Source organism: Bacillus cereus group sp. BfR-BA-01347, from assembly GCF_022663835.1.
In the GTDB taxonomy this organism is placed as follows: Bacteria; Bacillota; Bacilli; order Bacillales; family Bacillaceae_G; genus Bacillus_A; species Bacillus_A thuringiensis_K.
In genome coordinates this window covers 155,695-170,347 of sequence record NZ_JAKUGG010000008.1, presented here as the reverse complement: position 1 = coordinate 170,347, position 14,653 = coordinate 155,695, and the positions used below count along the sequence as shown (strand labels likewise).

The window sequence follows — 14,653 nt, the reverse complement described above, 5'->3', positions numbered from 1 at the left end:
GTCGATCTACCATTAATGCCGGATAAAATAGAAGGAGAGACTTCTACAATTACAGCCTCTCCTTCTTACAAACTATATTACTCTCCCTGCTTTTTAACCATATGTAAATACAGTACAAAATCCATCATTGTCGACGAATGACCAAGTTGACGGATCATCGCTGTTATATTTCCTCTATGATATATACCATGATTTACGACATGTTGCACTAATTCTAAAATCGAAGTTTCTAATTTCCCTACGTATGGATTCTCAATAACAAATACAGCATTCACATCTTGTATTGTAATTAAAAACTCTTTATATTGATTTGCCATGTTTTCAAACATTTTTTCTAATTCATGTAACGATTTAGTTTCAATTTGTTTTCGTAAATCTTCTCGGTCTTGTATTGCTTCATTCATACTTTTACCATGCAATATATGTAACCACACTTGATCTGTAATATAAATATGCACAAAAGTATCCTTAATGGATGGGAATACACTCTGTATCTGCTCATTAAAAATTGTCTCATAGTTTGGTAACTCTTTTAATCGATTGAATAATCTAGTATTAGCCCAAGCATGGTAATCACACTGTTTTAATATATAATCTTTCAATTTATATTACCTCCTTATTGTATGAAACGAATGGTTTGTTTCTTCATTTCTGATTCTCTATCAGCCTTTGCAATCCCTTTTTCTTTCATTTCATGCTTATTTATCGTTTTATATTTTACATACGTATAAAATTCCGTTTGAAATGGAAATGGTGTAATCCGAATTGTTTCCTCGTCCACCCATTCAGCTTGAATAAGTTTCTCCTCTTTACTATTAAACATTTCTGTTCCTTCAAAACCATCTTTAAATAAGTCAATTTCATCTTTCTTTTTGACACCAGGCTTATTCATACATACGTATAAAGAAAGTTCATCACAAAATTTTAATAATCTATAATGCTTATCGAACATCGCAAACTGTTCCTTTGTTAACGTTTTCAAAATTCTTTTTTGTCGTTCTAATTCATGTTTATAAAATGACATCATTTCTTCATCTTCCTCGTTTAGTGGAAATGATAAAAAATGTTTACTACAAAGCAATGCCCCGTATGGATTAGAATTTTCAATTTCATTCAACCCAATCGTATAAAAAACAAAACGTAATGGGCTTGGACAATCCATAAATGTATATGGAATATTTTTAGCATCATTCAAAATTGGTACTTTATCAAGCTCTATCCATCCTCTGTCATGCTCATATATTGCATCAACTGTTTCTTTTAAATATGTTTTATCTTCAAAAAAGTCTTCTTTTATATGCTTTGCAATCTCTCCAGCTAAAAAACCATGATCATGTTGACGAATTAAAATACTTTCCTTCTCATTTTTTTCACGAAAAATCATTCGTATACTCCCCCTTATCCTCATATTAAAGCTTTTTATATGCATCGATTCTTAATTAATCCCTAAATAATAGAAGGGATTCAGTCTCTTGCAACGAAATTAACATAATTATATAGTATTCTTTCTAATCATAGTGATAGCTTTATCTTTACTATCTATTATACTAAAACATTCATTCCAAAAATTTTTTTATGAGGTGAAAACATGAACAAAACAGAATTAATTAAAAACGTAGCTCAATCAGCTGATATTTCTCAAAAGGACGCTTCTGCAGCTGTACAATCCGTATTTGACACAATTGCTAATGCATTACAATCTGGAGATAAGGTTCAACTAATCGGGTTTGGAACTTTTGAAGTACGCGAAAGATCTGCTCGTACAGGACGTAATCCGCAAACTGGCGAAGAAATTCAAATCGCCGCTGGTAAAGTTCCTGCATTTAAAGCGGGTAAAGAATTAAAAGAAGCTGTTAAATAAAAACAAGAAACCAGCCATTTTATAGGCTGGTTTCTTGTTTTTATTTAAGCAATTGCTTTATATTCTCTGCATGATACACTTCACAAATATAAAATACACATTTGCAGTTACTTACAATTTGATACTTTCTAGTTGGATACACATTCGCTGTAACAGAACATCCATCAAACAATTCAATAATATTTCCAGATGGCTGATATCCTTCATATAATACGTTTCTTCTTACTTCCATCTTTTCTATAAGCTTTTCAACAGGAATATTTCCACTCTCTAATTCACTCTTTATTGCGTCCGGTAAAAACGAAGTGTCTGCAAAAATTAGATTTTCAGATAACACCTTTCCTTTATAACTAACATTAGATACACGGTAAAGAAATGTTCCATCTTTATCAAAGAAATTCTTTGCTTCTTTCGGAATGTACTGTCTACCAAGTGCCTCTTGTTCAAGAACATCAAACTGAACTGTATCATTTAAAATCTTTTCTAAAGCATGAATGGATGATGTATCTCCAGAAAATAAAATATTTTTAATTGCTTGTACATTATAAGTGAATTCATTCTTTCTATTTTCCGCTACTAACATGAGGAACACCTCTTCTGTAATTTTTTTATTTAAGATTTAAAAGTGCTGCTGCGTCTAATTGCGTAATTTCAGTCACTTCCTTACTGAATATTGCAACAGAAGCCCTATAATCTAAACTAGGCCTTACATCTTCCATCATTGTATTACTTGCTAACTCTTGTCTATCCTTAAAAACCAACAAGTTTGGAGGATCATTTGGAGCTGATACTGTAATATGTACTGGTGGAATCATTAGTCCTTCACCTGTCGCTTTCAGCACCGCTTCTTTTCGAGTCCAATATGTTAAAAAACCTTCTATTTTCTGTTCATTTGACAGTTTCATAACTTGCGCTATTTCAATGTCTGTTAATACACCTTCTGCCATTTTCATAACATCTATACTTGGATTCATTTGTTCTACATCTATGCCAACAGGTGCGGATTTTGTAAATGCAACGACAACCCACTCACCTGAATGCGAAACGGATAATTGCGGCATACCTTCTGGTAATTGTGGTCTTCCATGCTGCAATTTACATACTGAGCACATTCGATCAATTGGTACTTGGACTGGTGACATAGAAAGTATCTTGCCGAGAACTAATCTACTTATTACGCAACCTATTATAAAACGAGCTCGATCTGCCGAATAATGATACGAATTTGCTTTCTCTCGCTCTATATCATTTAGTAAATTGTAATGCCATGATTGTAAATCCGAAATTCTTGCCCACCATATTTGACAATCATTCTCATTCAAAGTTGGAATAGAATCTACAACTTTACTTTCTATCATGTAAACTCTCCTTTATTCAACGAATATCAATTTTCATAAAAAAGCATACGTATATTGTTATTCATTGACAAGTACTTTCTCTTTTTCTGATACAGATAATGTTTTTTCTTTCTTCTTTGACATTACCTCTTTATCGGAAATACGTAAAGAAAATAGTAGTGCTATGAGCAAAAATATTGCTGACCCAATTAATGCTGCTTGATATGGTAAAAAATCGGATTGAACGTTATTACCTCCAAAACCAGCTAGTATACTAGCTAAAACCGCTACTCCTATTGCTGAACCTAGTCGATTTTGCACATTGAATATAGTAGTCGCTCTCCCCATAGAAGGCGGCGTGATATTGTTAAAGGCAGAAAATTGAACCGCACCGACAGATTGACCTAAGAAAATACCGATACCAAACAATAATGCCCGGATTTGCCACGGATTCGTATCGTGATTTACAAAACTTAATAAAACAAAGATAACCGCGGTACAAATTAATCCAATAGAAATTACCTTTCGAGCTCCTAATTTCTTATATGACCATGGTACAATTTGTGAAGAAATCATTAATCCAATCGCCTCTGGAAATGTCGTAAGTCCTGATTCCAGTGCAGAAACTCCTATCACATTTTGATACATAAGAGGAAAAACAAATAACATTCCTAATAAACCAGCTGATGAAAATAATGATATAAGGCTCATCTTTCTAAAGACTGGTTCTTTTAATAAGCGTAAATCTAACATCGGTTGCTTTACTTTCAGTTCTACAATTATAAACAATGTAATGAATACAACCCCAGCTATCCCAGTACTCATAATTTCTGGAGAAATCCACCCTTTTGATGGTCCCTGGCTGAGTGCATATATGAGCATCGCAAATCCTGGTGCTGATAAAATAAAGCCGAGCGAATCAAAGCGACCAGCTGATTTTTCAACATGTTCTGCTAAAAATAGAAGTCCAAATAGCAATGCAACGATTCCAAACGGTAGATTAATATAAAATGCCCAACGCCAAGACATTTGATCTACAAAGAAACCACCGATGATAGGACCAATTGCTGGTGCTACAGCAATTGGAAGTATAATGAACCGGGAAATCTTCGGTCTTTCCTCTGGTGAAAATGTTCGAAATAACATCGACATTCCAACCGGTGTTAAAAGCCCTCCGCCAGCACCTTGAATAATACGGAAAATATTCAATGAAGTAATATCGTTAGCCATTCCGCATAAAGCAGATGCAATTGTAAATACGAAAAGAGCAATTAAAAACACTCTTTTCGTACCAAAACGATCTCCTAACCAACCAGAAATCGGAAGGAAAACAGCTAAACTAACTAAATACCCAACATTAACCGTCCCCATTGCAGATGGAGGTACTTGTAGTTCTCTACTTATCGTTTGCAGTGCTACATTTACAATCGTTGCGTCCATCGCAGCCATAAACATCGCAGTTATATAAACGATACTTACAACTACTTTTGGATTTAGTTTTTCTTTCATTATCGTTTTCCTACTAATGTTTTTTCGCGAACTTGATTACCTTGTGGATTCAAATCTTTCCAGTTATATTCAACATATTCTAAGCAACTCTGCCTACTAGCTTCTTCATATACGACATTCCAGCCAATAGGTACATCGAGAAAAGCAGGCCAGAGAGAATACTGGCCCTCCTCATTTATTAATACTTTATATGTGTAATTATCATTTTCAAATGGATTCGTCATACTCTACTTACCCCTTTCTTATTCTGCAAATATTTCGCTAATACTTGTCCAATTTCCGTAAGTGGACCTGGCTGACATAGATCTTTATGTCTACAATCAATATCGTGCTGCACAATTTGCCCATCTAAATAATTTAGCCACGTATTTGGAGAAATAGGATCAAACCAGTCTGGTATAACAGTAGATCTAAAGAATAAGATATCTCCGTTATAAACTTTCGGTACATATTTCCCTAACAACCCTACTGAATTTACATATGTTTCTTTCAAGTTCAATATAGTCTCTTCTTCAAGACTTGCTAATGCACTTCCATCTTTACGAAGGATTTCAACTGCACTTTCCATTGTAAGTGGTTTACCATCCATGTTATCTGGGTCATATCCGCCTAAAGCAAGTAATGCGATTAACGCTTCCTCTTCAGTAGGCGCTTCCGTATTCGGTAAGAAGTGTCCAGGATAAGAGTCAAGCATAACGAGTAATTCTACTTCTTCCCCTTCATTTTGTAATTGCGCCGCCATTGCATGCACAACATTTCCTCCAAGCGACCAACCTAGTAAACGATATGGTCCATAAGGCTGTACTTCACGAACATGTTTCAAGTAATCCGCCGCCATCTCCTCTAAACTTTTTGGAAGTTCTTCATTTTTAGCAATACCTCGTGCTTGTACACCATAGATTGGATAATCTGTTCCTAAAGATTTCATAAGTCCTGCATAGCACCAACTTAATCCACCAGCTGGATGTACACAAAATAGTGGTAATTGATCCCCACTTGCTCGTAATGGAAGCAACACATCAAGTGCACTTTGACCATTCCCCATCTCAAGTCTTTCAGCTAACCCTGCAACAGTCGGTGCTGCAAATAAAGTACCAATATTTAGTTCCACTCCAAGCGCCTCTTTCATGCGGCTCATAAGCTGCACTGCAAGGAGTGAATGGCCACCAAGATCAAAGAATCCGTCATCAATTCCAATTTGAGGTACACTTAGCACTTCTGTAAACAAGTCACATAACATTTCTTCTTGCGGTGTTCTTGGACCACGACTAGAAGATGATGCAATAAATTCTGGAGCTGGCAATGCCTTTCTATCTAATTTACCGTTTGGAGTTAAAGGTAACTCATTTACTACTACAAAAGCGTATGGAACCATATAATCTGGTAAACTACCACTAGCAAACTGACGCATTTCATTCGTATCAATCGCTTCATTATTTGATGCAACGATATAAGAAACTAACCGTTTATCCCCTGGTTGATCTTCACGTACAATAACGGCTACTTGCTCAACTTTAGGGTGCTTCATTATGACTGCTTCTATTTCTCCTAATTCAATTCGGAATCCACGAATTTTGATTTGATGATCTGCACGTCCTATATAATCTAGCGTCCCATCTTTACGCCAGCGAGCTAAGTCTCCTGTACGATACATTCTTGTACCTGGCTTGCCAAATGGATCTGCGATAAAGCGTTCAGCCGTTAATCCTGCTCTTCCTAAATATCCACGCGCAAGCCCTGCACCTGCAACATACATTTCTCCAACTACTCCAGGTGGCACTGGTTGTAAATAGTTATCTAACACATACACTTTAAGGTCAGGTATACTGCACCCAATTAAACTATTTGCTCGTAAAGAGACGATAGTTTCATCTAATTCAATATAACTAACATGTACTGTCGTCTCCGTAATACCGTACATATTAATAAGCTTTGGTGCGTTATGAGGATGTCGACTATACCACTCTTCTAAGCGACTTAGCTCAAGTGCTTCTCCTCCAAAAACAACATATCGTAAAGATAATTTTTGGCCAATCTCTTCATTTTCACGATCTGCTTGCATCAATTGATAGAACGCTGATGGAGTTTGGTTTAAAATCGTAACCTTTTCTTTAACAAGAAGCTGTAAAAATTCTTTCGGTGAGCGACTTACAGTATGTGGCACTACAACTAAACGCCCTCCGTATAATAAAGGTCCCCAAATTTCCCAAACCGAGAAATCAAAAGCATATGAATGGAACATCGTCCAAACATCGTTTTCATCAAACTGGAACCAATGATCAGTTGCTCCTAAAAGTCTTACTACATTTTGATGAGGTATCATAACGCCTTTCGGTCTACCCGTTGACCCTGACGTATAAATAACGTAAGCAATATGTGATGGAGATAATGGCTTAATACGTTCCACTTCATCAATATTGTCTTCACTATATTTCTCAACTTCTGCTATTACTTTTACATTATCAATTAAAACTTTTAGTGCCTCATTACATTCAATTTCCACTTCTGAATTCGTTAAAACACATGATGGTTTCGCATCGTGTAGCATAAATGAAATACGGTCTGCTGGGTAATCTGGATCTAACGGAAGGTATCCAGCACCAGCTTTAAGAACAGCTAATAAGCTTACAACCATGTTTAATGATCTTGGCATCGCTAAAGCAACGAGTTGATCAGGACCAATCCCTTTTGCTATTAGGAATCGAGCTATTTTATTTGCTTTTCTATTTAACTCTTCATAAGTTAATTTCTTATCTTCAAAGACAACAGCAATAGAATTTGGATTTATATGAGCCTGCTTTTCAAATAATTGTGGCAATGTCATTTCTGGTGCAATTTGAAAACCACCATTCCACTTTTCTAACACTGTATTTTTCTCTGCTACAGTTAATATTTCTAATCTGCCAATGGATCGATCCGGATGTTTCGCTGCATCATCTAATAACAAAACGAATCGTTCTATTAGTTTTTGAACCGTTTTACGTTTATATAAATCGGTACTAAACTCTAGTAATCCATGTAAACCGTTCGGAGTACCGTCACCCCCGTTACTCTCACTAATTTCAAATGTTAAGTCAAATTTTGCAGAACCGACGCTTTGAATTTCAAGGTTCGCTTCTATATCCGGGGCATCAAAGATTGCTTCTGGCGTATTTTGGAAAGCTAACATAACTTGAAATAGCGGATGACTATTTCGAGTACGCACTGGGTTTAACACTTCAACGAGTCGTTCAAATGGAACATCTTGATTTTCATAAGCTGCAAGATTTGTCTGCTTTACTCTATTCAATAATTCTTTAAAACTTGGATCTCCTGATGTATTTGTACGTAACACTAATGTATTTACAAATAAGCCGACTATGTCAGAGAGTACATCATCATTTCTTCCAGCAATCGGACTTCCAATTGGTATATCAGTGCCTGCACCTAATCTTGTAAATAGTGCACTAAGCCCTGCTTGCAATACCATAAACAAACTAGCTCCATTTTCACGTGCAAGCTCTACTAACCTACTATGCATTTCTTCATCTATATGAAAATGAATTGTTTCCCCGCGGTAACTCGTCTCAATTGGACGCTGGAAATCTGTAGGTAACTCCATTTGGTCTGGTAAACCTTTAAGTTCTTCTTTCCAAAAATCTAATTGTGTTGAAATAAGACTCTCTGGTGTCGTTTCATCACCTAGCAATTGCTGTTGCCAAAGTGCATAATCTGCGTATTGAACGGGAAGTGACTCCAGCTGAATTCTTTCACCTTGACATCGCGCTTTATACGCCGCTGTAAAATCTCTCGTTAACGGCTGTAATGACCAGCCATCACCTACAATATGATGTAATAGAATTAATAATACATGTTTGTTTTCACTCACTGTAAAAAGTTGCAAACGAACTGCCGGCTCAAAATCGAGGTTAAAGCTATATCTTACCGCCTCTGAAAGTACACTTTCTAATTCATCTTTACATGTATTAGTTATAACCATTTGTAGATTTAAGTTTTCCATATCTAAAATTTTCTGATAGGAACTACCTAATACGTTAGGGAAAATTGTTCTAAGTGTTTCATGTTTCTCAACTACATCATAAAAAGCACCTTGTAATGCTTCTCGATTCAATATTCCATTCATACGAATGACTAGCGGAATATTATAAGTAGGACTTGGACCTTCTAAACAATTTAAGAACCATAACCTGCGCTGTGCAAATGAAAGTGGAACTTCATTTGGCCTACTTGCTTTCTGAATAGCTGGTCTTGCGCTTTTGGCATGGTCTAATTGTTTCGCCAGTTCGGCAACAGTTGGTGATTCAAATAGTTTCCCGATTCCTAATTCCACACTTAACGTTTCACGAATTCTTGCCATTAAACGAGATGCTAGAAGGGAATGTCCACCCATTTCAAAGAAATTATCATCAATGCTAATTCGAGAAACACCGAGTACTTCTGCAAATAAATCACATAATATTTCTTCTTTCGGATTTCTAGCAACCCTCTCATTGTTCATTCCATTAAAATCAGGAGCAGGTAATTTCTTTCTATCCACCTTACCATTTGGCGTTAATGGTAATTCTTCTAGCACAACAAATGCTGATGGTATCATATAATTCGCTAAACTTTCTGAAACATAAGAACGAATTTGTGAAAGATTAATCAGTTCCTTTTCTTCTGCAACGATATACGCAATGATGCGCTTATCATTTGGGCGATCTTCTCGTACCATTACAACCGCTTGTTGAATATTTTCATGTCGTTGTAATACCATTTCAATTTCAGCTAATTCAATTCGGAATCCACGGATTTTAATTTGATGATCTGCACGACTAATGTACTCTAACACACCTTCACTATGCCATTTCACGAGATCTCCAGTACGGTACATGCGCTTCCCTGATTCTCCATAAGGATTTGCAACAAATCGTTCAGCTGTTAACTCAGGTTTTCCTAAATATCCGCTTGCAAGTCCTTCCCCTGCAATATATAATTCCCCAATAACTCCAGGTGGAACTGGTTGTAACCCTGCATCCAATACATACACTTCTGTATTGCAAATTGGCTTTCCAATAGGAGGTATACCCTTTTCACCTTCATCAATGTTCATGAAAGTAGACCAAATCGTCGTTTCAGTTGGTCCATATAAATTGGTTATTGAGCAACCTAATTCTTTTAATTTATTTGCTAAATGCGCTGGAAGAGCTTCACCACCAACAAGTATATTTAGCCCTTGTAGCTTCTCTGGATAATCAGTTACTAACGCCTGCCAAAGCGTCGGTGTAGCCTGCATAATGGTCACTCTTTCTTCATGTAAAAGTGTCGTTAATGCAGAAGGCTCTTGTATGTCTTCTTTTTGCGCAATTGTTAAACTTGCACCACTAATAAGAGGTAAATAAATTTCTAGAGCAGAAATATCAAATGCAAACGTTGTAACTGCTAATAAATGATCATTTTCATTTAATGAAAACTTTTGTTGCATAGCCATTAAAAAGTTACTTAAACCTCTCATAGGAACAATTACACCTTTTGGGTTTCCTGTTGAGCCTGAAGTATATATTGTATAGGCTGGGTTTAAAAGTGATACATCATTCTTACATGCTATATTCATACGAGAATATGTATGTAACGCTAGTTTCGTTTCTTCTTCATCTAATACAATTTTTTTCATATCATTTTCTATAACTAACTTAGATGAAACAGATGAATGTGTTATGATACAAACTGGTTTTGCATCATTTACTATATAATTAATTCTTTCTGCTGGGTATTCTGGATCTATTGGTAAATACGCTGCACCAGCCTTTAAGACTGCTAGCATACTAACTACCATTTCTATTGATCTAGGGAATACTAAAGCTACAAACCGGTTTGGTCGTATTCCTTCTTCTACTAAATAATGTGCTAGTTCATTCGCTCGTTCATTTAGCTCTTTATACGTAAGGTTTACACCGTCACAAGTAATGGCTAGTTTATTGGGGTTTTTTTGCACTTGTTTTTCAAATGATATAGGCAGACTGATTAACTCATCGTCTTCCTTCGTTTCATTCCATTCCAATAAAACTTTATGATTTTCTTCAGGCAGAGTAATGTTTATTTTTCCAATCGACTCGTTTTTCTCATAATTATTTACTACTAATTCAAATAGATTCATAAATCTTTCTTTATGCAATGCTAGCTCCGCGCCATTATATACTTCAGGATTTGCATCAAAATGAATCATTAGCTCATTTTGATCAAAACGTTTATATACATTTATTGATAAATCATCGACAGGTCCTGCTGATAAATTATGCGTAATACCACGATTTCCAGCAAAATTTAGCCCGTAATCAAAAGGCATAACATTCACTAACGGTCCAAACAACCTTTGATTTTCACCTAGTAACTTTAAGTCTCTTCTTAATTCCTCATGACGGTATTTATAATGGCGACGTACATCTCGGATTTCTTTAGAAACTTGCTGCAATAATTCCGCAAGAGTTATATTTGGAGTTACTGTAATACGAAGTGGAACTAAATTCATTACCATACTTGGTGTATGAATAGATACCGAACCTAGACGTCCCATCATCGGTAAACCTAAAACAATATCATTTGCACCTGTTAACTTATGCATATAAATACTTGTTACAGCGACAATGAATTCCGGCCAACTTGTTAACGAAATATTGATATCTTCTAATAAAGTTTTCGTGCTAGAACTAGATAAATAAGCTGTTTCTCGTGAAAATCCATTTGATGTTCTCGGTGCTCGCTCTGCCAAGCTTACAACTTCTGGTTCATCCGCAAATTTTTCTAACCAAAAAGTACGATCTTCCTGAAATTTTTTAGACTCACGATACTCAATATCTTCTTGCACGACCTTTGTAAGAGAACCAAATGGCTTTTCATTCTTGTTTGTTTCTTCTATAAGTGATGTATACTCATTCGCTACTTTTTGGCTAAGAAGTGAAAATCCATAGCCATCCATCACAATGTGATGGATGCGCTGATACCAAAAGAAACGATTATTTTCAACTTGAATAAGTGCTTCAGTAAATAGTGTATCTTTTTTCAAATCGACTGGCATAGATAAATCATTTTTCATCCATACTTTAGCAGCTTCTTCAGGATTTTCTTCTTTACGAACGTCAATAAAATGCATATGAAAATGTGATTCTTCAATAACTTGCCATGGGCCAATTTCATCCTCCTCGAAGCGAACATGAAGTGCTTCTGCTTCCATTACAACTTTACGTACAGCTAATTCGAAAATTTCTTGATGAATATTTCCGTTTATTTCTACATATTCCCCAGTATTGTAAATTGGATTAAGCGGATCTAATTGTTGCGCAAACCACATACCAGACTGCGCAGATGATAACGAATGACGAATCTTTTGACTGTTAGGCATTCTTTACTACCCCTTTATTATGTAGTCTATTTGTTACAGCACCTGTGCTGTTTGTGAAGATAGTAAACTGTACCAACCTGCAACAGTTGGACGTTCTGCTAAATGTGCAAAAGTGATTTCTTTCCCTTCACGACGCCACTTCTCTACTAAACTCATAATTCTGATCGAATCAATCCCTCTATTTAATAAGTCCTCATCAATATCAATACTCTCTACTGGCTCACGAAGTAGTTGTGCAACTAGTTCATGCACTTCCTGTATAGTGATTCCTTCACTCTCATCATCTTTTACACTTTGTAAATCGTTTAACAGTAGGTTTGTTGATGTCGTTACTGCACATCTATTAGATGCATACTCCAATGCTTGTTTATGATGCTCTAGTGAAAAATCAGCAACTGCATCTGCTACAAAGAACGGCTCTATACCATCCATAAATGCTTCACAAGCTGTTAAAAGACAGCCAATATGCGCATAAATACCGCAAATAATGAGTTGATCTTTTCCTTGTTCATTTAAAATTTCTAATAGATTTGTCTTTTTAAATGCACTATATCTCCATTTTGTGAGGAATATATCATCCTCATCAGGAGTAAGTTCATCAACAATTTTCTTTTTATCTGGTCCAGCAGGTATACCGTCACCCCAAAAGTCTTGTAATAAACCTCGTTGTTCTAACGTTTGCCCACCAGGTTGTGCTGTATAAACAACTGGTATACCAAGTTCCTTACATTTTTCTCTTATCATTTTAATATTTGAAATAAGTTCTACTTTTGGTGATTCTTTATCGCTATATGCATCAAGAAAATATTCTTGCATGTCATGAATTAAAAGTACTGCACGTTTCGGATCTGGTGTCCAATTCACTTTATTTTTTGGTAGTTCTGATTCAATTGGCATTTTATATACTGAAATAGATGGGATAGCCATCTAATCACTTCCTTCCGATTTTTATTATTGTTTTACTGTAATAAGCTTTTCAGCAATGACTTTACGTAGTTCTTTTTTGCTGACTTTTCCGACTCCTGTTTGCGGGAATGCTTCAATAAATTCAATTCGATCTGGAATTTTATAAGCCGCTATACCACGTTCTCTTAAAAACATTTTTAATTCACTTACTGCTGGAACTTGTCCGCGAGCTATAACAAAAGCACAGGTGCGTTCACCTAAATAATCGTCAGGCATAGATACAATTGCTACGTCATGGACCGCATCGTGTGCTAATAGATGATTTTCAACTTCTTCCGCAGCAACTTTCTCACCACCGCGGTTAATTTGATCTTTATCTCTTCCTTCTACAATGATGTATCCTTGTTCATTTACTTTTACAAGATCACCTGTGCGATAAAATCCATCCTTTGTAAATGATCGTGCATTATGCTCTTCGGCTTTATAGTAACCACGAATTGTATATGGACCTCTTGTTAATAAACTACCTACTTCGCCAGGTTGCACATCGTTGTCATTTTCATCAACAACTCGTACTTCATCGAGTGCAGACATTGGTCTACCTTGTGTATAAATAATAATTTCTTCCGGATCATCTAATCTTGTATAGTTCACTAATCCTTCCGCCATACCGAACACTTGCTGTAACGTACATCCAAATGTAGGACGTATACGTTTTGCAACCTCAGCGCTAAACTTAGCACCACCTACTTGCATAACCTCTAGGCTTGATAAATCGGCATTACGAGAAGATGCAGCATCAAGCCAAATCATTGCTAATGGCGGAACGAGCGCTGTAATTGTAACTTTTTCTTTTTCGATAAGAGCAAAGGCCTCATCTGGACTACCACCAGTTGCCAATACCACTTTTCCACCCGCATAGAAAGTTCCAAATGTCCCTGGAGAACTCATTGGGTAATTGTGTGCTACTGGAAGAACTGCCATATAGACGCTTTCTGCATTCAAATTACAAATTTCAGCGCTAACACGTAAACTATAAATATAGTCATCATGTGTTCTAGGAATTAATTTAGAAAGACCTGTTGTGCCTCCTGATAATTGGAGAAATGCAACATCACTTGGCTGAACTTCTGGTAATGAGACGGGATCCATATACAGATCATTTATGTTCACAAACTCTTCTTCTTCTCCCACTACAATTACATGTTGTAAAGTTGGCACTTTCTCTTTCACTTCTCTTGCTAATTTTCGATAATCAAAACCGAGAGCCTTATCTGAAATAACGTAAGCGCTCGCCTCGCCAAACTCACAAAAATAACTAATTTCACTGCTTCGATGTGAAGGTAGTGCAAAGACAGGAAGCGCTCCAATTCGAAATAGTGCAAAACATATTTCGAAAAACTCGATAATGTTAGGTAACTGGATTACAACTCTGTCCTCTTTCTTTATTCCTAAATTCAGTAAACCTGCCGCTAAACGATCTACCTTTTTATTAAGTTCACTATATGTTATATGCTTCTTACCACTTACAACCGCGATTCGATCTCCATATTTCTCAGCCCGCTCTCTTAACACTCCTCCAAATGTTTCACCAAGCCAACATCCTGCTTCTCGGTAACGATCGGCAAATTCTTTTGGCCATTCTGTATAACCTACTAGCAT

At 36.2% G+C, this 14,653-nt stretch carries 10 protein-coding genes; 1 reads left to right on the top strand and 9 read right to left on the bottom strand.

Translation table 11 applies throughout. The features are described 5' to 3' along the window. Positions 1 to 77 precede the first annotated feature (77 nt). Complete coding sequence (locus MR143_RS14715; RefSeq protein ID WP_000656269.1) at positions 78 to 602, bottom strand: DinB family protein; 525 nt, start codon at positions 600 to 602, stop codon at positions 78 to 80. A 14-nt stretch (positions 603 to 616) separates the two neighbouring features. Beyond that, the gene (locus MR143_RS14710; RefSeq protein WP_000577283.1) at positions 617 to 1,384 is read right to left on the bottom strand and encodes a DUF3891 family protein; all 768 of its coding nucleotides are present in this window, start codon (positions 1,382 to 1,384) and stop codon (positions 617 to 619) included. A 204-nt stretch (positions 1,385 to 1,588) separates the two neighbouring features. Here MR143_RS14710 and MR143_RS14705 point away from each other — a divergent pair, with 204 nt between their 5' ends. Next, positions 1,589 to 1,861 carry an HU family DNA-binding protein gene (locus MR143_RS14705; protein WP_001043905.1) on the top strand — a complete coding sequence of 91 codons (273 nt, stop codon included), beginning with the start codon at positions 1,589 to 1,591 and terminating at the stop codon, positions 1,859 to 1,861. A 40-nt stretch (positions 1,862 to 1,901) separates the two neighbouring features. Here MR143_RS14705 and MR143_RS14700 read toward each other — a convergent pair whose 3' ends face one another. The 7 genes from MR143_RS14700 to MR143_RS14670 are packed head-to-tail and all read right to left on the bottom strand — an operon-like array spanning position 1,902 to position 14,653. Beyond that, the gene (locus MR143_RS14700; RefSeq protein ID WP_000959123.1) at positions 1,902 to 2,444 is read right to left on the bottom strand and encodes a hypothetical protein; all 543 of its coding nucleotides are present in this window, start codon (positions 2,442 to 2,444) and stop codon (positions 1,902 to 1,904) included. Between the two features lie 25 nt (positions 2,445 to 2,469). Beyond that, complete coding sequence (gene sfp, locus MR143_RS14695; protein ID WP_000573006.1) at positions 2,470 to 3,219, bottom strand: 4'-phosphopantetheinyl transferase Sfp; 750 nt, start codon at positions 3,217 to 3,219, stop codon at positions 2,470 to 2,472. A gap of 57 nt (positions 3,220 to 3,276) precedes the next feature. Continuing rightward, positions 3,277 to 4,707: an MDR family MFS transporter gene (locus tag MR143_RS14690; RefSeq protein ID WP_000660203.1), complete on the bottom strand. Its 1,431-nt coding sequence runs from the start codon at positions 4,705 to 4,707 to the stop codon at positions 3,277 to 3,279. Next, on the bottom strand, positions 4,707 to 4,931 hold the full coding sequence (locus tag MR143_RS14685; protein WP_000184059.1) for an MbtH family protein: 225 nt from the start codon (positions 4,929 to 4,931) through the stop codon (positions 4,707 to 4,709). The genes MR143_RS14690 and MR143_RS14685 overlap by 1 nt, the downstream gene beginning before the upstream one ends. Beyond that, positions 4,928 to 12,085, bottom strand: a complete 7,158-nt coding sequence (locus tag MR143_RS14680; RefSeq protein ID WP_001133924.1) for an amino acid adenylation domain-containing protein — start codon at positions 12,083 to 12,085, stop codon at positions 4,928 to 4,930. The genes MR143_RS14685 and MR143_RS14680 overlap by 4 nt, the downstream gene beginning before the upstream one ends. Before the next feature lie 33 nt (positions 12,086 to 12,118). Continuing rightward, positions 12,119 to 13,012: an isochorismatase family protein gene (locus MR143_RS14675; protein ID WP_001007252.1), complete on the bottom strand. Its 894-nt coding sequence runs from the start codon at positions 13,010 to 13,012 to the stop codon at positions 12,119 to 12,121. 24 nt (positions 13,013 to 13,036) lie between these two features. Then, entirely contained in the window at positions 13,037 to 14,653 is a 1,617-nt protein-coding gene (locus tag MR143_RS14670; protein WP_000960121.1) for a (2,3-dihydroxybenzoyl)adenylate synthase, read from the bottom strand.

What these genes read in the sequence shown, in the direction of transcription:
- MR143_RS14710 (WP_000577283.1), bottom strand. Translation starts at nt 1,384, where the DNA reads ATGATTTTTCGTGAAAAAAATGAGAAGGAAAGTATTTTAATTCGTCAA.
- MR143_RS14705 (WP_001043905.1), top strand. Translation starts at nt 1,589, where the DNA reads ATGAACAAAACAGAATTAATTAAAAACGTAGCTCAATCAGCTGATATT.
- MR143_RS14700 (WP_000959123.1), bottom strand. Translation starts at nt 2,444, where the DNA reads ATGTTAGTAGCGGAAAATAGAAAGAATGAATTCACTTATAATGTACAA.
- sfp (WP_000573006.1), bottom strand. Translation starts at nt 3,219, where the DNA reads ATGATAGAAAGTAAAGTTGTAGATTCTATTCCAACTTTGAATGAGAAT.
- MR143_RS14690 (WP_000660203.1), bottom strand. Translation starts at nt 4,707, where the DNA reads ATGAAAGAAAAACTAAATCCAAAAGTAGTTGTAAGTATCGTTTATATA.
- MR143_RS14685 (WP_000184059.1), bottom strand. Translation starts at nt 4,931, where the DNA reads ATGACGAATCCATTTGAAAATGATAATTACACATATAAAGTATTAATA.
- MR143_RS14680 (WP_001133924.1), bottom strand. Translation starts at nt 12,085, where the DNA reads ATGCCTAACAGTCAAAAGATTCGTCATTCGTTATCATCTGCGCAGTCT.
- MR143_RS14675 (WP_001007252.1), bottom strand. Translation starts at nt 13,012, where the DNA reads ATGGCTATCCCATCTATTTCAGTATATAAAATGCCAATTGAATCAGAA.
- MR143_RS14670 (WP_000960121.1), bottom strand. Translation starts at nt 14,653, where the DNA reads ATGCTAGTAGGTTATACAGAATGGCCAAAAGAATTTGCCGATCGTTAC.